The sequence below is a fragment of the Lysobacter sp. Hz25 genome, assembly GCF_046097045.1.
GTDB classification, from domain to species: Bacteria; Pseudomonadota; Gammaproteobacteria; order Xanthomonadales; family Xanthomonadaceae; genus Lysobacter; species Lysobacter antibioticus_B.
Genome location: NZ_CP175666.1, coordinates 932,575 through 953,232, shown reverse-complemented (window position 1 = coordinate 953,232; position 20,658 = coordinate 932,575). Strand labels below are relative to the sequence as shown.

At 68.1% G+C, this 20,658-nt stretch carries 19 protein-coding genes; 4 read left to right on the top strand and 15 right to left on the bottom strand.

What is annotated here, in order from left to right:
- The first annotated feature begins 65 nt into the window (after nt 1-65).
- Nucleotides 66-533 (top strand): N-acetyltransferase family protein, encoded by a 468-nt coding sequence (locus ACKN61_RS03910; RefSeq protein ID WP_408952402.1) that lies wholly within the window; start codon nt 66-68, stop codon nt 531-533.
- Here the strand turns inward: ACKN61_RS03910 and ACKN61_RS03905 are convergent, their stop codons facing one another.
- The 15 genes from ACKN61_RS03905 to ACKN61_RS03835 all read right to left on the bottom strand — a co-directional run bounded on the left by ACKN61_RS03905 (nt 534) and on the right by ACKN61_RS03835 (nt 16,081).
- On the bottom strand, nt 534-998 hold the full coding sequence (locus ACKN61_RS03905) for a DUF2269 family protein (RefSeq protein ID WP_408952401.1): 465 nt from the start codon (nt 996-998) through the stop codon (nt 534-536).
- A gap of 2 nt (nt 999-1,000) precedes the next feature.
- Nucleotides 1,001-2,332, bottom strand: a complete 1,332-nt coding sequence (locus ACKN61_RS03900) for an NAD-dependent epimerase/dehydratase family protein (protein ID WP_408952400.1) — start codon at nt 2,330-2,332, stop codon at nt 1,001-1,003.
- Between the two features lie 284 nt (nt 2,333-2,616).
- Complete coding sequence (gene hslU, locus ACKN61_RS03895; RefSeq protein WP_408953751.1) at nt 2,617-3,963, bottom strand: ATP-dependent protease ATPase subunit HslU; 1,347 nt, start codon at nt 3,961-3,963, stop codon at nt 2,617-2,619.
- 141 nt (nt 3,964-4,104) lie between these two features.
- Complete coding sequence (gene hslV, locus ACKN61_RS03890) at nt 4,105-4,656, bottom strand: ATP-dependent protease subunit HslV (protein ID WP_031372835.1); 552 nt, start codon at nt 4,654-4,656, stop codon at nt 4,105-4,107.
- 91 nt (nt 4,657-4,747) lie between these two features.
- Nucleotides 4,748-5,281, bottom strand: a complete 534-nt coding sequence (locus tag ACKN61_RS03885) for a hypothetical protein (protein WP_408952399.1) — start codon at nt 5,279-5,281, stop codon at nt 4,748-4,750.
- Between the two features lie 304 nt (nt 5,282-5,585).
- A complete protein-coding gene (gene xerC / locus ACKN61_RS03880; RefSeq protein ID WP_408952398.1) occupies nt 5,586-6,476 on the bottom strand; it encodes a tyrosine recombinase XerC in 891 nt (296 codons plus the stop codon).
- A gap of 48 nt (nt 6,477-6,524) precedes the next feature.
- Entirely contained in the window at nt 6,525-7,211 is a 687-nt protein-coding gene (locus tag ACKN61_RS03875) for a DUF484 family protein (RefSeq protein ID WP_031372838.1), read from the bottom strand.
- The gene (gene dapF / locus ACKN61_RS03870) at nt 7,208-8,092 is read right to left on the bottom strand and encodes a diaminopimelate epimerase (RefSeq protein WP_408952397.1); all 885 of its coding nucleotides are present in this window, start codon (nt 8,090-8,092) and stop codon (nt 7,208-7,210) included. Before dapF ends, ACKN61_RS03875 begins: the two co-directional genes overlap by 4 nt.
- Complete coding sequence (gene lptM / locus ACKN61_RS03865) at nt 8,085-8,420, bottom strand: LPS translocon maturation chaperone LptM (protein WP_408952396.1); 336 nt, start codon at nt 8,418-8,420, stop codon at nt 8,085-8,087. The genes dapF and lptM overlap by 8 nt, the downstream gene beginning before the upstream one ends.
- A 97-nt stretch (nt 8,421-8,517) precedes the next feature.
- Nucleotides 8,518-8,988, bottom strand: coding sequence for a YbaN family protein (locus ACKN61_RS03860; RefSeq protein WP_408952395.1), 471 nt, complete (start codon nt 8,986-8,988; stop codon nt 8,518-8,520).
- 138 nt (nt 8,989-9,126) lie between these two features.
- Nucleotides 9,127-11,307, bottom strand: coding sequence for a S9 family peptidase (locus ACKN61_RS03855; RefSeq protein ID WP_408952394.1), 2,181 nt, complete (start codon nt 11,305-11,307; stop codon nt 9,127-9,129).
- Nucleotides 11,308-11,436: 129 nt separating this feature from the next.
- Nucleotides 11,437-13,557 carry a prolyl oligopeptidase family serine peptidase gene (locus tag ACKN61_RS03850; protein WP_408952393.1) on the bottom strand — a complete coding sequence of 707 codons (2,121 nt, stop codon included), beginning with the start codon at nt 13,555-13,557 and terminating at the stop codon, nt 11,437-11,439.
- Between the two features lie 175 nt (nt 13,558-13,732).
- Nucleotides 13,733-14,068, bottom strand: a complete 336-nt coding sequence (locus ACKN61_RS03845; protein WP_408952392.1) for a hypothetical protein — start codon at nt 14,066-14,068, stop codon at nt 13,733-13,735.
- Nucleotides 14,069-14,186: 118 nt separating this feature from the next.
- On the bottom strand, nt 14,187-15,113 hold the full coding sequence (locus tag ACKN61_RS03840) for a patatin-like phospholipase family protein (protein ID WP_223620698.1): 927 nt from the start codon (nt 15,111-15,113) through the stop codon (nt 14,187-14,189).
- A complete protein-coding gene (locus ACKN61_RS03835) occupies nt 15,113-16,081 on the bottom strand; it encodes a YafY family protein (protein WP_057916671.1) in 969 nt (322 codons plus the stop codon). Before ACKN61_RS03835 ends, ACKN61_RS03840 begins: the two co-directional genes overlap by 1 nt.
- A 573-nt stretch (nt 16,082-16,654) precedes the next feature.
- Between ACKN61_RS03835 and ACKN61_RS03830 the strand changes: the two genes are divergently transcribed.
- The 3 genes from ACKN61_RS03830 to ACKN61_RS03820 are packed head-to-tail and all read left to right on the top strand — an operon-like array spanning nt 16,655 to nt 20,649.
- Complete coding sequence (locus tag ACKN61_RS03830) at nt 16,655-19,564, top strand: molybdopterin oxidoreductase family protein (RefSeq protein ID WP_408952391.1); 2,910 nt, start codon at nt 16,655-16,657, stop codon at nt 19,562-19,564.
- A 54-nt stretch (nt 19,565-19,618) separates the two neighbouring features.
- Nucleotides 19,619-19,840 carry a hypothetical protein gene (locus ACKN61_RS03825; RefSeq protein WP_031372848.1) on the top strand — a complete coding sequence of 74 codons (222 nt, stop codon included), beginning with the start codon at nt 19,619-19,621 and terminating at the stop codon, nt 19,838-19,840.
- Nucleotides 19,837-20,649: a 4Fe-4S dicluster domain-containing protein gene (locus ACKN61_RS03820; protein WP_408952390.1), complete on the top strand. Its 813-nt coding sequence runs from the start codon at nt 19,837-19,839 to the stop codon at nt 20,647-20,649. The genes ACKN61_RS03825 and ACKN61_RS03820 overlap by 4 nt, the downstream gene beginning before the upstream one ends.
- Nucleotides 20,650-20,658: the final 9 nt, after the last annotated feature.

Sequence of the window (20,658 nt, the reverse complement as noted above, 5' to 3'; positions counted from 1 at the left end):
GGCCGCTCGCGTTGCCGCACGCGGCCTCGTGCAAGCCCGCGGCGGCGGGTGCAGAATCCTTCGTAATGCGTCCGCCGACCGACCCGAGCATCCGCCCTTACCTGCTGAGCGATTGGCCGCGCCTGTGCGCAATCCACGACCGCGCGCGCCTGGACGAGCTGCGGCTCAGCGCCGACGTTGCCGCGTTCCGTAGCCTGGCGCGCACCGCGCACAGCGAGGGCCTGTTCGATGGCCGTCTCGATGTGGCTTCGATCGACACCGTCGTGCAGGGCTTCGTCGCCTACAAACGCAATTCCCTTAACTGGCTGTACGTGCACCCGGACTGCTATGGCCGCGGCGTCGGCCGCCGCCTGTTGCGGCACGCGCTGGCCGATGCCGGGCCGGTGGTGACTACGCTGGCGCTGGCCGGCAACGAACCGGCCCTGCGGCTGTACCGCTCGGAAGGTTTCGTCGAGATCGAACGCCGCCCCGGCTGGCTCGCCGGCAGCGAACAGTTCCCTACCGTGGGCGTGCTGCTCGAATTGCGCCGCTGATCAGGCCGGTTTGATCACCATCAGCCAGAAGATCGCCATCACGCTGAGGAAGGCCGGCCAGCCGAGCCAGAACCACCAGCGCATGGTGCGCCGATAGGCCGCCGACAGGGGCGCGCCGAGCGCCGCGGCTTCGGCCGCCAGACGCCGTGCCCGGGCCTGCAGCCATAGCACCGGCAACCAGCAGGCGCCGACCACGAAGAACAACAGCAACGCGGTCTTGAGCCAGAACACCGAGAACGGAATGCCGAGCCGCCAGGTCAGCCACATGCCGCTGACGAACTGCACGATCACCGCCGGCGCGGTGAAGCAGGCATCGGCGATCACCACCGTGCGCGCGGTCTCGGCGATCACCTTGGGGTCGCCGCGCCGATGCGCGATCCAGAAGAAAAACGCGATGCCCAGGCCGGTGCCGAACAACAGGGTCGACGACAGGATGTGAATCCACTTCACCCACAGATAATCCATGCTTATCTCCGATCCGCCAGCACCCAGGCCACCGCGAGCGCCGGCAGCACGAGCAGATTCTTCGCCAGCCCGCCGAGCGGGTCCAGCCATTGCGCCGGCAGCAGCAGGCCGAACGCGAGCGTGTAGGCGAGCACGCTGAGCCCCATCAGCCCGAGCACCGGACGCGGGCGCCAATTGATCAGCAACAGCAAGGCGAGCACCGCATCCAGCGAGGCGGTCGCGCGTGCCAACAGCACCGGCTGCCAGTTCTGCATCGGCGAACCCGCGGCCAGCGCTTCGATCGTCGCCGCCGGGGTCAACCATCCGGCCACGGCCGAAATCAGCCACAAGGCGACGATGGCGATGCGCAGGGTCGGCGCGAGGAAATACAGCTGCGCCTGCCAACGGTCCTGGACCTGGCTCGGCGTCGCCGCAAGCGCCGTCTGCAGATCGCGCGGCGTGTGGCCGAACTCGGCCTGCAGGCGCGCGGGCGCGTCGGGGCCGGTGACGTTGCCACGCCGGAGCATGCGCCACATGGTTTCGCCGACCGGGCCGCGGCCGAGCCGCTCGCCGATCCCGACCTGCAGCGTCACCAGCGCTTCCGGCACCGCGATCGCGGCCTCGCCGTCGATGCGCAGCCAGCGCCGCCAGGTCGCCTGGTACTCGCGCAGCGTCATCGGTTGCGGCGCGCCGATTTCGAAGATGCCGCGCTGCTCGCCTGCGGTGGCGAGCGCGGCGATGGTACCGAGGTCTTCGGCCGACACCGGTTGGATCGCCCAGCGTCCGTCGCCGGGCAACAGATGCCAGCCTGGAAACGCCGCCAGCGCGCGCAGCAACGAAGTGCCACCGTAGGAGCCGGACGCGGCGTAGACGATCGACGGCCGCAGCACCACCGCACACAGCGGCAGGGCGAGCAAGGCCTCATCGAAGCGGTGCTTGGAAGCGATGAAGCCACCGTCCTCGGGCTCGCCAAGGGCGGAGATCTGTACGAAGCGGGCGACACCGGCGGACACGCAGGCCTGGGCGAGCGCGAGCGGCCCGTCGATGTGGATGGCCTGGAAGGTCTGGGCGCCGGTCTCGCGCAAGATGCCGGCGACGTTGATCACCGCATCGACCCCGCGCAAAGTGTCGCGCCAGGCTTCGGGCGTGGTCATCCGGGCCAAGTCGGCCTCGCGCTCGTCGGCGCGCAAGGGGGCCGCGTTCGCGCGCACGCCGCGCAATACGCGCCACCCGCGCTGGCGCAGCGCCGCGATGATGTAGCCGGCGAGAAATCCGTTGGCGCCGAGCACCAGGGCGATGCCTGGCGCAACGGCGCGCGATGCTTCGGTCCCTGATGCGGGTGCGATGTCGTCCATGGGGCGACACGTTAACAGAGCGTGCGCGGCTGCCGATGGGGCTGGAGCGCGACGTGCGCGGCGGCCCTCACCCCAACCCCTCTCCCGTAAACGGGAGAGGGGCTAAAGCCCGGGTTTTTGATACTGGCGTCGCCCTTGATTCCCTCTCCCGCTTGCGGGAGAGGGTTAGGGTGAGGGCGCTCCTGATCCGGTCATGCCGACTACCGGCGATCAGCACCTTCCACTCCCCCAGAACTCCCGCTTATGGCGACCGCAGGAAGTGCAGAACTGAGAGAGGCCGAGCTTCAGAGAATGTAACGGCTCAGATCCGGATCCTGCACCAACTCGCCCAAGTGCTGATCGACATAAGCGCGGTCGATGCTCACCGCCTGGCCGTCGCGGTCCGGCGCCTCGAAGCTCAGGGTATCGAGCAAGCGTTCGAGCACGGTATGCAGACGACGCGCGCCGATGTTTTCCTGGCGTTCGTTGACCTGCGCGGCGATCTCGGCCAGGCGATCCACCGCATCGGCGGTGAACTGCAGCTCCACGCCTTCGGTCTTGAGCAATTCGATGTACTGCGTGGTCAGCGAGGCCTTGGGCTCGGTGAGGATGCGGACGAAATCGTCCTTGCTCAACGCGCCGAGTTCCACCCGGATCGGGAAACGACCCTGCAGTTCCGGGATCAGGTCGCTCGGCTTGGCCAGGTGGAACGCGCCCGAGGCGATGAACAGGATGTGGTCGGTCTTGACCGAGCCGTACTTGGTGCTCACCGTCGAACCCTCGACCAGCGGCAGCAGGTCGCGCTGCACGCCTTCGCGGCTGACGTCGCCGCCGCTCATGCCGGCTTCGCTGCGCTTGGCGACCTTGTCGATCTCGTCGATGAAGACGATGCCGTGCTGCTCGCAGGCTTCGATCGCGGCCGCGCGCACATCGTCTTCGTTGACCAGCTTGGCCGCTTCCTCTTCGATCAACTGCGGACGCGCGGCCTTGATCGGCAGGTGCTTCTTATGGGTCTTGCCGCCGGACACCTGCGAGAACATCTGCCGCAGTTGCTGGCCCATCTCCTCCATGCCGGGCGGCGCCATGATGTCGACTCCCACGTTGACCGCGGTTTCGATCTCGATCTCGCGTTCGTCGAGGTCGCCGGCACGCAGTTGCTTGCGCAGCTTGGCGCGGGTGTCGCTGTCGGGCGAGCTGGTGTCCTGCGCCGGCGTTTCCGAACCGAAGCCGAAACCGCCCGGCACGCGCTTGGGCAGCAGCGCATCGAGGATGCGGTCTTCGGCGCGGTCCTCGGCCTGGGTGCGCACGCGCACCTTGGCTTGTTCGCGGTACAGCTTGACCGCGGTGTCGGCGAGGTCGCGGACGATCTGCTCGACGTCCTTGCCGACATAGCCGACCTCGGTGAAGCGGGTGGCCTCGACCTTGACGAACGGCGCGTTCGCGAGCGTCGCCAGACGGCGCGCGATCTCGGTCTTGCCGACGCCGGTGGGGCCGATCATGAGGATGTTCTTGGGCATGACCTCATTGCGCAGGTCGTCGTTGAGCTGCATGCGGCGCCAACGATTGCGCAACGCGATCGCGACCGCGCGCTTGGCTGCGTGCTGACCGATGATGTGACGGTCGAGCTCCTGCACGATTTCGCGCGGCGTCATGGTGGCGTGACTGTTGTCGGGTTTCATATGAGTTCGGCAATAGAGAATGGAGAATCGGGAGTCGTCAGGAGCGCTGGTGCAGGCTGCGGGGCGGGACGAACCGCCTCGGCGATTCTCTATTCCCGACTCCCGATTCCCGGCTTACAGTTCCTCGACCACCACATTGCGATTGGTGTAGATGCACACGTCGCCGGCGATGTTGATCGCCTCGGTGGCGATGGTGCGGGCGTCGAGTTGGGTGTGCGCGATCAGGGCGCGCGCGGCCGACAGTGCGTACATGCCGCCGGAGCCGATCGCGATGATCCCGTCTTCGGGCTCGATGACGTCGCCGGTGCCGCTGATGATCAGCGAGGTTTCTTTATCGGCCACCGCGAGCAGCGCTTCGAGCTTGCCGAGGCGGCGCTCGGTGCGCCAATCCTTGGCCAATTCGACCGCGGCACGGGTCAGTTGCCCGTGCTTTTCGAGCTTGGCTTCGAACAGTTCGAACAAGGTGAACGCATCGGCGGCGGCGCCGGCGAAGCCGGCCAATACCTGGCCATCGCGGCCGAGGCGGCGCACCTTGCGCGCGTTGGATTTCATGACGGTGTGACCGAGCGTCACCTGACCGTCGCCGGCCACGGCGACACGACCGTCGCGGCGTACCGAAACGATGGTGGTGGCGTGAAAAACAGTGGGGTTCTGACTGGGGTCCATGCTGGCCTCCGGGGTAACCCTCACGAAGTGGGGCTGCGGCCGGCCGGTTCAAGCCCCAGACCGGGAGCGGCGGCGCCGCTCCCGGTTGCATTCACTCAGCGAAGTCCCGCTCTTTGCATGCTTCAGCGCCGCCCGGCTCAAGTTCATAGTCGAACCAGAAATAGCCGTGCCACAGACGCGCGCTGCGCAGCGGTTTGCCCTTCCAAGCAGTGAGGTGAATGCCTTCCATGCTGGTGCAGGCGCGCAGGGAGCCGGGGGCTACGGCATCGAACGCGACCATGCCGCTCCATGCGCCCTCCTGCCACGATGCCTTGTCCAGGCGCACGGCGTAGGCCTTCGCCGCCGGTTCGCCAGGGGTAACCGAAGCGGCCTTCAGCCACTCGCACGGTTTGGATAAAGCCGAGACCACCTGCCCGCGCAACGGCGGCGACTCATCGTAGGCAGGCCCCGGACTGACGATGGTCACCGGCATCGGAAAACGGGTGATCTTGCGATGGGTCATGACGCAACCGACCTTTTCCTGGCCGCCGGCCAAGCCGTAACTTTCGCGGGCGGGCGCCTGCTTCGCCGCCGGCGCGCTCGCCGCGGCGCCCATCGCCAGAAAAACTGCCAGTACTGTCTGCATACACCGTTCCTTGGTTGGTTCTAGAGGAGCGCGATAGTAGTGCCATGGCAGAAGCCTTCCGGCGCGGCGTTATGGCGAATCGGTCACGCTTGTACACATGCTGCGAGATGTGGTGCAAGGCTCGGCCAGCGCGAAGCCAAGAGCCAATCCCCCCTGCCCCCTTTTCCAAAGGGGGGACTCTTCGGGTCGGCTCATTACGAATTCTCGCTGGTTCTTCCTGGCCAGTAAGGCGAGCCAATCGGGATGCGCCGACGAAGCGGCGGCTTCATCCGCTCGCTCTTCACTCTCATCTCACTCTTCCCACTCACTTCTCGCGATCGGGCTTACGCTTGGCCCGCGGATGCGCGGCGTCGTAGACCTTGGCCAGGTGCTGGAAATCCAGGTGGGTATAGATCTGGGTGGTGGCGATGTCGGCGTGGCCGAGCAGCTCCTGCACGCCGCGCAGGTCGCCCGAGGATTCGAGGATGTGGCTGGCGAAGGAATGCCGCAGCAGATGCGGATGCACGCGTTTGAACAAGCCCTGGCGTTGCGCCAGTTGACGGATGCGCAACTGGATCGCGCGCGGGGTGATCGGGCCGCCGCCGCGCCCGGGAAATACTTGTGCTTCGTTCGCCGCGCCGGTCGATGCGCGCCATTCCTGCAAGGCCGCGCGCGCGTGCGAGCCCAGCGGCACGCTGCGTTGCTTGCTGCCCTTGCCGAGCACGGTCACCAGGCCGTCGTCGAGATCGAGATCGCGCCAACGCAAGGCGCACAACTCGCTCAAGCGCAGGCCGGAGGAATAGAACAACTCGAGCACGGCGCGATCGCGCAGACCCAGCGGCACATCGGTCGGCACTTCGACCAAGGCCTTGGCTTCGTCCGGGTCGAGCACCTGCGGCAGTTTGCGCGGCGACTTCGGCGCGCGGATCGCCGCCGCCGGACTGGCCATGAGCACGCCTTGCTTGACCTGCCAAGCGTAGAAGCTACGGCATGCCGACAAACGGCGTTGCAGGCTCTTGGGGGTCAGGCCGCGCCGATGCTCGGCGGCGATGAACGCGCGCAGGTCTTCCGCATTCAGCCGCAGCGGATCGCCGCGGCCGTGGTGTTCGCACCATTGCGTCAAGGCGTCGAGATCGCGTCGATAGGCGTCGAGGGTGTGCGCCGACATGCGGCGCTCGACGCGCAGATGATCGAGGAAGGCGTTGGTCGTGCTCATGACGAAACCGCTGCGGCGTGTCGGCGCGGATCGCGCCGCGCGCTCGGCTCAGTCGAAACGCCTGAGCGCGACCGCCAGCGACTCGCCCATCATGCGCAGGAACAAGGTGCCCATGCCGGGGAAGAAGCGGTTCGCGTCGCGGCTGCCGACCGCGATCAGGCCGGTGCCCGGCAGCGGCAACAAGGCGGTCGACTGCACTTCCTCGGCGCGCTCGCCGTACAGCACGACGTGTTTCTCGGGCTGCAGGCGGCCGCACAGCGGTTCGCCGTCGCTCAGGGCGTCGCGGAACGGCTGCAGACGCGCATCGCCTTCGGCGATGATCTGCAGCCAGTCGCTGTCGCCGAGGCCTTCGACCGGTTTGAACACGACCAGGCGCACCAGGTCGCCGTTGAAATCCTCGGCCAGACTCGCCGCCATCGCGCGCAAGGTGTCGGCGGCGCTGCCCTGGCGCAGCAGCGCCAAGGTCAACTGATGGGTGCGCACCGCTAGGCGTTCGTTCTCCTGGGCGTTGCCGAACAGTTCCTGCAGGCGCCGCGACAGTTCGCGGTTCTTGTCGCGCAGCACTTCCAGCTGGTAGCTCGCCAGCGACGCCGCCGAGCCTTCCTCGCGCGGCACCACCAGGCTCATCGACAGGTCGGGAAACTGCTGCAGGAACCGCGGGTGACGACGCAGCCAGTTGGCGACTTCGTGGGCGCTGAACTTGTCGCTCGTTTGCTCGCTGAACTTGTCGGTCATCGGTTCCACTCTCCTTCGAACACGAAAGCCGCCGGGCCCGCCATCGACAGCGTCGCCGCGTCGTCGGGCCAGGCGATGCGCAATTCGCCGCCGGGCAGCCGCACGGCGACGTCGCGGTCGACCAGGCCGCGCCGGATCAACACCGCTACCGCGGCGCAGGCGCCGCTGCCGCAGGCCAGGGTCTCGCCGACGCCGCGCTCGTACACGCGCAGGCGGATGCGATCGCGGGCGATCACCTGGGCGAAACCGACGTTGGCCGATTCCGGAAACGCATTGCTCGACTGCAACAGCGGGGCGATGCTGTCGAGCGGCGCGGCCTCGACGTCGTCGACCTCGATCACCGCATGCGGATTGCCCATCGACACCGCGCCGAAACCGATCACGGTGTCGTGGATGTCGACCACGTATTGGTCCTGGTAGGCCGTGTAGCCGCGCATCGGGATGCGCGCGGGCTCGAAATCGGGGCGCCCCATGTCGATGCGGTAACCGCCGTCGCCGAGCGCCCACACCGCATGGCGGCCGGCCGGGCTGTCGACGGCGAAACTGCCGTCCTCGGCGCGGGCGCGGGCGGCGGCGCCGTCGCGGACCAGCCAGGCGGCGATGCAGCGCGCGCCGTTGCCGCATTGCTGCGAGCCCGAACCGTCGGCGTTCCAGATCCGGTAGGACGCGACCGCGCCCTCGCTGAGCGGGTCTTCGACCGTCAGGATCTGGTCGCAACCGACGCCGAAGTGGCGGTCGGCCAAGGCGCGGCACAGTTCAGCGTCGGGTTCGGGCGCGCCGCCGCGCAGATCGAGCACGACGAAGTCGTTGCCGGCGCCGTGCATCTTGCTGAAGCGCAGCGGCGCGGCCTGCCCGGCCACGGCGGTCGCGGGCTCAGCCATCGCCTTGCGGCACCGGCTCGGCAGGCTTGGCGTCGTCCTTGCCGTCGCCGTCCTTGTCTTGCGTGTCCTCATCCTTCGCGCCTTCGGCGGCCGGCTGCGAGCCGTCCAGCGGCGGCAGGGTCGGCAGCGACGTCTTGGCGTTCGGGTCGGTCGCGACCGGCGGATTATTGGCGGTGGAAATGGTCACCGGCACTTCGCCCGGCTTGGCCACGGGCGCTTCCTGCGGCGCGGGCTCGGTCGGCAGGACCAGCGGGCCCTTGTTGCCGCAAGCGGTCAGGGCGAGGGTCAGCGCGGTCAAAACGAGAGGCGTTGCGATGCGTGCATTCATGGGCGAAGTGTAGCCCGCAGTCGGCGTCGAGACGAACCCGTCCGGGACCGCAGGGCGCGGCGCGGGTTCAGGCGGGCCGGGGCCGGCGCCGCTGCGCTCAGGCCCGCGGCGGTTCGGGCCGCCGCCACAACCAGATCGCGACGACGGTCATGATTGCGGTGCCGGTCATCGCCATCCACAGCTTCGGCGAAGTCAGGAACATGATCGCCGCACAGACCGACATCATCGACACCGCCAGCCACTTGGAGCGCCGACTGACCGCGCCGTGCTTTTCCCAGTCGCGGATGATCGGCCCGAACTGGCGGTGGCCGAGCAGCCAGGCATGCAGGCGTTCGGAGCCCCGCCCCGCGGCGAATGCCGACAACAGCACGAACGGCACGGTCGGCAGGCCCGGCACGACGATGCCGATCACGCCCAAAGCCAGGCTGGCGTAGGCGAGCAGCTTCCAGGCCCAGCGGAACCGCACCTTGCGGGCCTTCGACGATGGGACCCTGCCCTCGATCGCATCCGCATCCGCGGCGGGCGCGGTCGGCGGCTCGGGGTCGGCAGGCGGTGGCGGAAACGGCATGGCGGAAGTATGCGGCGGTCGTTGGGGCTGTGGTCGAAATGCGGGTGGGGCCCTGGCTTTCAATCCGCACCGCCGATGCAAACGACGACGGCACCGGGGCGGGCGCCGCCGGTGCCGTCGAAAGGGAGCCGCGGGCGCTTACTTCAGCGCGGGCCCGCTGTCGGCCTGCCGGCTGCCCACCTGAAGCTGGTCGAGCATGAACGCGTACATCTCCGACTGTTCGCGGAAGCGGCGGAAACGGCCCGACTTGCCGCCGTGACCGGCCTCCATGTTGGTGCGGAACAGCAACGGCTGCTTGCGGTCGCTCTTGTCGGACCGCTGGATATCGCGCAGACGGGCGACGTACTTGGCCGGCTCCCAGTACTGCACCTGCGAATCCCACAGGCCGGTGCCGACGAACATCGCCGGATAGGCCTGGGCCTTGAGGTTGTCGTAGGGCGAGTAGCTGAGCATGTAGTCGTAGTAATCCTTCTTCTCCGGATTACCCCACTCGTCGTACTCGTTGGTGGTCAGCGGGATGCTCGGATCGAGCATGGTGGTGACCACGTCGACGAACGGCACCTGCGACAGGATCACCCGGTACTGCTGCGGCGCCATGTTGGCGATCGCCCCCATCAACAGGCCGCCGGCGCTGCCGCCGTAGGCCGCGACGCGGTCGGGCGCGGCGTAGCCGGCCTTGACCAGTTCGGCGCTGACGTCGATGAAGTCGGTGAAAGTGTTCTTCTTGTTGAACAGTTTGCCGTCGTCGTACCACTTGCGGCCCAGTTCCTGGCCGCCGCGGATGTGGGCGATCGCATAGACCATGCCGCGGTCGAGCAGGCTCACCACGGTGCTGTTGAAGCCCGGGTCGGTCGAGGAACCGTAGCTGCCGTAGGCGTACTGCAACATCGCCGCCTTGCCGTTCTTCTCGAAGCCCTTCTTGTAGACCAGCGACACCGGCACCTTGACGCCGTCGCGCGCGGTCGCCCAGAAACGCTCGGTCACGTACTTGTCGGGGTCGTAGCCGATCACCGGCTGCTGCTTGAGCAGCTTGCGCTCGCCGGTCCGGGTGTTGAGCTCATAGGTCGTCGCCGGCGTGGTCATCGAGGTGTAGGTGTAGCGCAGCCACTCCGTGTCGTGTTCGGAATTGGTCGCCAGGCCCATCGAGAACGCGGGCTCGTCGGCCTTGACGAACTCCTCCTTGCCGTCCTTGCCGATCAGGCGCAGGCGTTCGAGCGCATTGGAACGCTCGGCGACCGCGGTGAAGCCGTCGAACAGCTCGAAACCTTCGACGAAGACGTCGTCGCGGTGCGCGACCCAGTCCTGCCATTGCTTGCGCGAGCGGGCATCGTCGGCGGCCGTCACCAGGCGGAAGTTCGGCGCCGGCTTGCCGTCGGCGTCGGGCGCGTTGGTGCGGATCACCCAGCGGCCGTCGAGGTGGTCGGCGTCGTATTCGACGTCGCGCTCGCGCGGCGCCAGCACCACGAATTCCTTCGGATCGGCGGCCGGCGCGCAGCGCGCCTCGCTCGACACGGTGCTGTGCAGGCTGATGCAGATGTAGGCGTCGTCGCGACTGCGGCCGATGCCCATGTAGAAGCTGTCGTCTTTTTCTTCGTAGACCAGGACATCGGCCGAGGCCGGCGTGCCGAGCACATGCTTCTTGACCCGCACGGTCAGCAAGGTCTCGGGGTCGTTCTCGACATAGAACAGGGTCTTGTTGTCGTCGGCCCAGACCAGATTCGGCGAAACGTCGTCGATGACGTCGGGATAGATCTCGCCGGTCTCCAGGTTCTTGAAGCGGATCTTGTACTGGCGGCGGCCGACGGCGTCGTCGGCCCAGGCCAGGATCCGGTTGTCCTGGCTGACCTCGAAGTCGCCGACGTTGAAGTACTGCTTGTCCTTGGCCATCGCGTTGACGTCGAGCAGGATTTCCTCGGCGCCGTCCATACTGCCCTTGCGGCGGGCCTGGATCGGATAGTCCTGGCCGGTCTCGAAGCGGGTGTAGTACCAGTAGCCGCGCTCGCGGTACGGCACCGAGCTGTCGTCCTGCTTGATGCGGCCGACGATCTCGTTGTACAGCGTGTCCTCGAGCGGCTTGAGCGGCGCCATGGCCGCATCGACGTAGGCGTTCTCGGCCTTGAGATAGGCCAGCATCTCGGGGTTCTTGCGCTTGTCGTCGCGCAGCCAGTAGTACTCGTCGCTGCGCTGGGCGCCGTGCGGGGCCTTGACCTCGTGCGGCTTCTTGGCGGCGTCGGGCGGCGTGGGCAGGCCGGCTGCGGTGGCGGAAAGGGTCGTGGTCATCAGGAGCGTCGCCGCAAGCGTGAGAAAGGTCGGTTTCATATTGGGTCCGATATCGGGATGCGCAACCGCGGGCGGTGAGGATTCAGCCAGCCATTCGGGCAGAGCCGGGGCGCAGACGACGACGGGCGCCTGGGCGCCCGTCGGTTCACGCGTCGGCCGGCCGGCCCGTCACTTGGCCAGCTGTTCCCACAGGAAGGTGAAGGCCAGCGCGTTCATGTGCGCCTGCTGGGCGTTGTTGGCCGCGCCGCCGTGGCCGCCTTCGATGTTCTCGTAGTAGCGCACGTTCTTGCCGGCATCGAGCATCTTCGCCGCCATCTTGCGCGCATGGCCCGGATGGACTCGGTCGTCCTTGGTCGAGGTCATGAAGATCACCGGCGGGTACTCGCGCTTGGCGTCGAACAGGTGGTACGGCGAGAAGCCCTGGATGAACGACCAGTCGGCGGTGTCCGGATCGCCGTACTCGGCCATCCACGAGGCGCCGGCCAGCAGGTGGCTGTAGCGCTTCATGTCGAGCAGCGGCACCTGCACCACCACCGCACCGAACAGGTCCGGGTATTGGGTCAGCATGTTGCCGGTGAGCAGGCCGCCGTTGCTGCCGCCCTGCACGCCCAGGTGCGGGGTGCTGGTGATCTTGCGCGCGATCAGGTCCTGGCCGACCGCGGCGAAATCCTCATAGGCCTTGTGGCGGTTGGCCTTGAGCGCGGCCTGGTGCCAGCGCGGGCCGTACTCGCCGCCGCCGCGGATGTTGGCGACCGCATACACGCCGCCCTTCTCCAGCCAGCCCTTGCCGATGCCGCCGGAATAGCTCGGGGTCAGCGAGATTTCGAAGCCGCCGTAGCCGTACAGCAGGGTCGGCGCGCTGCCGTCGAGCTTGAGGTCCTTCGGCCGCACCAGGAAGTACGGCACGCGGGTGCCGTCCTTGCTCTTGGCGAAGTGCTGCTCGATCGTGTTCTTGGACGCGTCGAAGAAGGTCGGCATGGTCTTCAGCACGTCCGGTGCCTTGGCGTTCTTGCCGACTTCGCCCATCGCCAGAGTGCTGGGGGTCAGGTAGTCGCTGGCGCTGAGCCAGACCGCGTCGCTTTCGTCGGAGTCGACCGCGCCGACCATGACCGTGCCGAAGGTCGGCGCGCCGGCGAAGGCCTCGCGCTTCCACTCGCCCTCGCCCGGGGTCAGCACGCTGAGCTTGTACTTGACGTCGTCGAGCACGTTGAGGATCAGGTGATTGCGGGTCCACACCGCGTTCGCCAACGAAGTGGTCTCGGTCGGCGCGAACAAGGTGGTGAAGTCGCGCTTGCCGGCCTGGAAGTCGTCGAACTTGATCGCGATCAGGCTGCCGGAGGGGTACTTCTTGCCGCCGGCTTCATAGGGATCGCGCAGCTCGGCGATCAGCCATTCGCGGTGGACGTACTTGTTGGCCGAGTTCGGCAGGTCGATCTTGCTCAGCTTGCCGTCGGCGCCGCGCAGGTACAGCTCGTCGTTATAGAACGCGAGCGTGCGCTGGACGAAGTCGCGCTCGAAGCCCGGGGTGTGGTCGTGCATGGCGCCGATCATCATGTCGGTCGGCTTGCCCTCGTAGACCAGGCTGGCCGAGGCCATCGGCGTGCCGCGCTTCCACAGCTTGACCATGCGCGCATAGCCCGAGGTGGTCATCGAGCCGGGGCCGAAATCGGTGGCGACGTAGACGTGGTCGCGGTCGATCCAGTTCAGGCTGCCCTTGGCCTCGGGGCGGACGAAGCCGTCCTTGACCCAGGCCTTGGTGGTCAGGTCGAACTCGCGGGTGACGTCGGCATCGGAGCCGCCGCGCGACAGCGCGACCAGGCAGCGCTGATAGTCCGGACGCAGGCAGTCGGCGCCGTGCCAGACCCACTGCTCGTTCTCTTCGCGGTTGAGCGCGTCGAGGTCGATGACGGTCTCCCACTTCGGCTGGTCCTTGCGGTACTCCTCGAGCGTGGTGCGGCGCCACAGGCCGCGCTGGTGCTGCGCGTCCTTCCAGAAGTTGTAGTAATAGGCGCCGATCTTCTCGACGCCGGGGATCTTGGCGTTGGAATCGAGGATCGCGCGGATGTCGGACTCGAGCTGCTTGAACTGCGGCGTCGCGGCGAGTTCGGCCTCGGTCTTGGCGTTGCGCGCCTGGACCCATTCGAGCGAGCGCTTGCCCTCGACCTCTTCGAGCCAGGCGTAGGAATCGTTCATGGCGGCCTCCTTGGCGGGTGCGGCACCAGAGGCCGAGGCGGCGGCGATACCTGCTGCGAACAGCAGGGATTGACAGGTCTGCGACATCGAGGACATGGCTCATCCGGTGCAAAGGAAGGCCGCCACGCTAGCACAGGGCCGCGTGGCCGCCGCCCTGCCCAAGGTCATGTAGGGAGTTGCCGGGTTTGGCGCGTTGAAGGGCCGCCGGCGGGCCTGTGGACCGGACCTGCGGCTGTTCGGGGCGGCCCGGGCTGCCGAGCCGGCCGGCGGTTCAGGCGGCGCGCGGCAGCGGGCGCGCGATCACGGCCGGACGGCCACGGCGGCGGGCCTGGACCGCGCCGCGACGGCGCCGGCGCGGGGTCGCGGCCGCCTCGGCGTCCTCGGCCTGGCCCCAGGCCGGCAGCCGGAACCGATGCAGCGCCCACCAGGCCACGGCCGGCATCGCCACCAGCCACAGCGGCAGCCAGCCGATCGCGCCATGGCTGCCGCGCGCGGCCGGCAGCATCAGCACCAGCAGGCTGCCGATGGCGAGGGCGTAACGCAGGGCGGTGTCGAGGTCCGCGTGGACGGCATCGGCGGAACGGTCGGAAGGCGTGCTGACGGTCATGTCCAGGCTCCGGAAAGCGGGCGTAAGTGTCGGTGACCCCACCATCTCGCCGGCCCGTCTCAGAGGCTGCGATCTTCCGTGCCGCTCATCGGCGCGCGGCCTACCCCCGAGCCGAAGCTCAGTAACCGGCCTTGTCGAGCGCCTTCTCGGCTTCTTCGCGGCCCAGCGCGATCAGCTCCTTGGCCCGCCAGAATTCGTAGAACTGGCAGGCGTCGCGCGGAATCCGGATGACCAGCTCCGGCGGGTCCAGGGCCAGCTGCACGCGGGCGATCTGGGCCTGCATCATGTCGAGCGAACGCGCCATCAGTTCGCTGAAACCCAGTTCGTGCGGCGGCTGTTCGCCGTTCTGGGCCTCGTCGGCGCCGCGCCGGAACCAGCGCATCAGCATCGACGGCTTCGACTCCGCGACCTCGCTGCCCGGCGCCTTGGCGCCGTTCTGCTGGGCGAGCGCGCCCGGCGGCCGCTCCGGCCAGCCGTGCATGTCGACGGCGATCAAACGGTGCGCATCGGACAAACGCGTGGCCGCGATCGGCAAGGGCGCCAACAGGCCGCCGTCGACCAGTTCGCGACCGTGCAATTCATAAGGCGGAAACACGCCCGGGATGGCGATGGACGCGCGCACCGCGTCCCACAGGTCGCCTTCGCGCAGCCAGACTTCGCGCTGGCGGATCAGATCGACCGCGACCGCGGTGAACTCGATCTCCAGGTCTTCGATGCGCGGCTCGCCGGTCAGTTCGCGCAGCGCGTGCATCAGGCGCTCGCCGCGGAACAGGCCCGGTTGCCCCAGGCCGGGGTCGAGCAGGCGCAGCATCGCGGTGCGGCTCATGCCGTACAGCCAGTCGCGGTAGACCTCGAGCTTGCCGGCGGCGAACAGGCCGCCGACCAGGGCGCCGCTGGACGAGCCGGCGACCGCGACGATGCGCATCGACCGCGCCTGCAAGGCCTCGATCACGCCGATCTGCGCCAGCCCGCGGGCACCGCCCGCACCGAGCACCAGGGCGACCGGTTCGTCGCGGGAAATATGCGGTGCGTCGGCGCCGGGCATCAGCGTCCGTAGTTGCTCAGCGCCAATTCCAGCATCGACTTGGCCTGTTCGCGCAGCACCACCGGTTCGACGATCTCGGCATCGCTGCCGTAATGCATCACGTCCATGAGCAGCTCGCGTCCGGCGCTGTACGGCACCTTCAGCTCGTAGCGGCCGTCGGGCAGGAAACGGCCCTGCTGCTGCGAATGCCAGTGCTCGTCGGCGACCCAGCGCGCGGCCTTGGCGCTGAAGACGATGGTCGCCCAGCCCTTCGGCGCGCCGGAGAAAATGCCGTAGCTCGAAGCCAGGTGCTGGTCGAGCTCGTCGTCGGCGACGTCGCGCGCGGTGTCTTCGCCGATCTTGGCCGCGCTGATGCGGTCGACCGAGAAACTGCGCAAGGCATCGCGCTCGTGATCCCAGGCGTCGAGGTACCAGTTTTCGCGGTAATGGGTGAGGCGCTGCGGCGACACGCTGCGGCGGGTGCGCTGGTCGGTCGAGCGCGCCCGGTATTCGAACGTCAGCTGCTTGCGATCGAGCACCGCGGTGGCGACGGCGCGGAACGCCGTCTCGTCGAGGCGCCGGGTGCGGTGCGGAATCACCCGCACGCGCTCGACCGGCAGGCGTCGGCCGCCGGCATGTTCGTCGAGCAGCTTTTCGATGCGCTGCTGCAAGGGCGCGAGCGCGTTCGACAACACGCCGCCACCGCTGCGCATCAGCAACTGCTGCGCGGCCAACAGCGAGTGCAGCTCTTCCGAACTCAGCCACAGGCCGGGCAGCTCGAAGCGATCGCCTTCGCTGGTGTCGTAGCGGAAACCGGCCTCGCCGTTGCCGACCACCGGCGCCATCAGGTAGTCGCGCAGGTAGGCCAGGTCGCGGTAGACAGTCGCGCGCGAACACTCCAGATCCTCTTGGAGGCGCTGGACTGTGACCGGATACCGGGCTGCGGTGAGAATCCGGTGCAGTGCGTGGATGCGTTCGATACGTTCCATGTCGGCGATGTCTAGTGGATTCGGTGGGGTCGCAACTAGCATGGCACCGGCCGCTGTCCGGCCGCCACCATCGAACTTGGGGATCGTACGTGATCGAGCCCGCAATATCCGCAACGCCGCCCCCGGCGCCGCGTTTACCGGGCTGACCGCGGCGCCCGGCAGGCCGCAGCGTCGCCGCAGCGGACCGCCCGGGGCCGCGGCCGGCTTCGCCGAGCCTCGTCGCGCCGACGCGAACGCCTGCGCGCAGTTGCGCGCGAGGACGAGCCGTCGACAGCTCGAGCGGGCGACGGCCGGCAGCACCGGCAGCGACTCCCCTCGACCGGATGAGGTTACGACGACGCCGGCATCGAGAGCCGTTGTCGGAAGCAGTATCTGGATCGGAGCGCCGGCGCAGTAGTGACATTAGACACCCATGCGGTCGCAACGGTTGCGACAGCGCGGACCCGCCGACGGCCGCGGCGCCAAGCCCGATCACAAGACCTGCACAATGTTGCAGTGCGATGGCGATACGACGCACAAGCCCGGATTTCGCGCAAGCTCGCGGCGACACGCCCAGGTAGGCACAATGCCGCCATGCGAAAGCACGCTCCCCAAGAGCCAGCCATCGACTTGTCGCCCTCGCCCGGCGACGAGGTCAAGACCACGACCTGTTACATGTGCGCATGCCGTTGCGGCATCAAGGTCTGGCTTAGCGACGGCCGGATCCGTTACATCCAGGGCAACCCCGATCACCCGGTCAACCAGGGCGTGCTGTGCGCCAAGGGGTCGGCCGGCATCATGCAGCACTACTCGCCGGCGCGGCTCGACAAGCCGCTGTTGCGCGTGGGCGAGCGCGGCAAGGGCGAATTCCGCGAGATCGAATGGGACGAGGCGCTGCGCATCGCCGCCGACTGGCTCGCACCGATCCGCGAACGCAACCCCGACGAGCTGGCCTTCTTCACCGGCCGCGACCAGTCGCAGGCGCTGACCGGTTGGTGGGCGCAGCAGTTCGGCACGGTCAACTATGCCGCGCACGGCGGTTTCTGCTCGGTCAACATGGCCGCCGGCGGCCTCTATACCCTGGGCGGTTCGTTCTGGGAGTTCGGCGAGCCCGACTGGGAGCATTCGCGTTATCTGATGTTGTGGGGCGTGGCCGAAGACCACGACTCCAACCCGATCAAGCTCGGGCTCGGCAGACTCAAGGCCAGCGGCGCCAAGATCGTCGCGGTCAATCCGGTGCGCAGCGGCTACGGCGCGATCGCCGACGAATGGATCGGCATACGCCCCGGCACCGACGGCCTGTTCGCGTTCGCCCTGATCCACGAATTGCTCAAGGCCGACCGCATCGACCTGGACTATCTGGTGCGTTACACCAACGCGCACTGGCTGGTGATCCGCAATCCCGGCGGCGCCGACGACGGCTTGTTCGCGCGCGACGGCGAGGGGCGTGCGCTGTGTTGGGCGCGTGGTCTGCCTGACGGCACGAGCCAAGGCCGCGCCCACCCCGCCGACGCGATCGACATCGCGGCGGCCGTGGTCGGCGAATACAGCCTGCCGGACGGCCGTCGCGCGGTGCCGGTGTTCCATCTGGTCGCCGAACGCTACCTCGACCCGCAGTACGCGCCCGATGCGGTCAGCGAACGCTGCGGCATCCCCGCCGAGACCATCCGCCGCATCGCCCGCGAACTCGCCGAAGCCGCGTTCGAACACGCCATTACCCTGCCGATCGCCTGGACCGATGCCTACGGCCGCCAGCACAGCGAAATGACCGGCCGCCCGGTCAGCATGCACGCCATGCGCGGCATCAGCGCGCACAGCAACGGCTTCCATACCTGCCGCGCGCTGCACGTGTTGCAGTTGTTGCTCGGCGCGGTCGATACGCCGGGCTCGTTCCGCTATCAGCCGCCGTTCCCGAAACCGATCCCGCCGCCGAACCGGCCCGGCAAGACGCGCCAGCCCAACGGCGCGCTCGACGCCGCGCCGCTCGGCTTCGTCCACAGCCCCGAGGACCTGGTGGTCGACGCGAACGGCCAGCCGCGCCGCATCGACCACGCTTTCTCCTGGGCCTATCCGTTGTCGGCGCACGGCATGATGCACACCGTGATCCGCAACGCCTGGGCCGGCGACCCGTACAAGATCGACACGCTGATGATGTTCATGGCCAACATGAGCTGGAACTCGGCGATGAACACCGGCGAGACCATCGGCTGGCTGACCGATCGCGGCGAAGACGGCGAGTACCGCATCCCGCGCATCATCTATGCCGATGCCTACGCCTCGGAGATGACCGCCTACGCCGATCTGGTCCTGCCCGACACCACCTATCTGGAACGCTTCGACGCGATCAGCCTGCTCGACCGGCCGATCTCCGATGCCGACTCGGCCAGCGACGCGATCCGCCATCCGGTGGTCGACGCCGCGCAACAGCGCGAAGGCCGCGACGTGCGCGGCTTCCAGTCGGTGCTGCTGGAACTCGGCGCGCGCCTCGGCCTGCCCGGCATGGTCCACGACGACGGCAGCCCGCGTTACCGCGACTACGCCGACTACATCGTGCGCCACGAGCGCGCCCCTGGCGTCGGCCTGCTCGCCGGCTGGCGCGGCGAACACGGCGAACTCGAAGCCAAGGGCCCGCCGAACCCGCAGCAGTTGCAGCGCTACATCGACAACGGCGGCTTCTGGCGCAGCCATGTGCCGGAGTCGGCGCGCTACTACAAGATGGCCAATCGCGGTTATCTGGACTGGGCGCAGAAGATGGGCTTCATCGGCCACGCCGACCCGATCGTGCTGCAGCTGTATTCGGAGACGATCCAGAAGTTCCGCCTCGCCGCGCAGGGCCATGGCGCGCAGCAACCGCCGCCGGAGCACCGCGAACGCGTGGCGACCTATTTCGACCCGCTACCGATCTGGTACGAACCTTTCGAGGGCGCCCAGGTCGATCAGGTCGACGCGAAATTCCCGCTCAGCGCGGTGACCCAGCGGCCGATGTTCATGTACCACGCCTGGGGTTCGCAGAACGCCTGGCTGCGCCAGATCGCCGCGCGCAATTACCTGTATCTGCATCCGGACACCGGCGCGCGCCACGGCATCGCCGACGCCGACTGGATCACCATGGAATCGCACCACGGCCGCATCACCGTGCAGGCGCGCTTCGCCGCCAACGTCCAGGCCGACACGGTCTGGACCTGGAACGCGATCGGCAAGCGCCGCGGCGCCTGGCGGCTCGACAAGGACGCCCCGGAAAGCCGCAAGGGCTTCCTGATGAATCATCTGATCTCCGACATCACCCCGAAGGGCGACTACGCCAATGCCGACCCGGTCACCGGGCAGGCGGCGTGGTTCGATCTGCGCGTGTCGATCCGCAAGGCCGATGCGGCGCAGAACGCGCGCGGCGAATCCGAACCGCAGCTCGCCCCGCTCGCGTTCGCCCAGGCCGAACCCGGCCCCTTGCGCTACGGCGCGGAATTTCGCGCTCGCCGCGCGGGAGGCAAGCATGAGCAGGATTGAATCGGCGATGCCTCGCCGCGCGAACGTCGTCGAAACCGGCAGGGAGCATCGCCGATGAGGACCGCACGCCTGTTCGCCGGTTGGCTGTGCATCGCGCTCGGCTTCGGCCTGATCGTCCTGCTTGGGCTCGGCGTGCTGGACCCGACCCGGGACGCCGCCGCGCACGCGACTTCGGCCACGCCGGTATTGATCGCGCTGATGCCGAGCGTGGCGATCGGTTTGACCGTGTTCGCGCTGGGCCTGTGGTTGCTCGCTACCGGAAAGAAAAAACGATGACCGACCTGCCGCCGCCGTCGAAGAAAAAGCTCGGCCTGGTCATCGACCTGGACACCTGCGTCGGCTGCCATGCCTGCGCGGTGAGCTGCAAGGAATGGAATGCCGGCGGTTTCGCCGCGCCGCTCACCGACGAGCACCCCTACGGCAAGGACCCGTCCGGCATCTGGTTCAACCGCGTGCACAGTTACGAGGTCGCCGCGAGCGAGGCCGCACCCGCGCGCGCCGAAGCGATGCCGCTGGCCGACCCGGTCCGCGGCTGCGGCGAAGTCGCGGCGCCGCAACCAGCGATGACCTTGCACTTCCCGCGTTCGTGCCTGCATTGCGAACAACCGGCCTGCGTAACCGTGTGCCCGACCGGCGCCAGCTACAAGCGCGCCGAAGACGGCATCGTGCTGGTGGACGAGGACAAATGCATCGGCTGCAAGCTGTGTTCCTGGGCCTGCCCCTACGGCGCGCGCGAGTACAGCCCGGTCGAAGGCGTGATGAAGAAATGCACCCTGTGCATCGACCGCATCTACAACGAGAACCTCGACGAGTCCGAACGCCAGCCGGCCTGCGTGCAGGCCTGCCCGACCCGGGCGCGTCATTTCGGCGACCTCGGCGATCCCGAGTCGAAAGTCTCCAAGCTCGTCGCCGAACGCGGCGGCGTCGACCTGATGGCGCAACTGGGCTATCAGCCGACTAACAAATACCTGCCACCGCGTCCGCGCCGCGCCGGACCGGCCGAAGCCGCGCCGCGCGAGGAAGCCTTGGACACCAAGCAATTGCCGTCGGCGCTGCGCTGGCTGGACCGGATGCTGTCGCGATGAAGCCCGTCC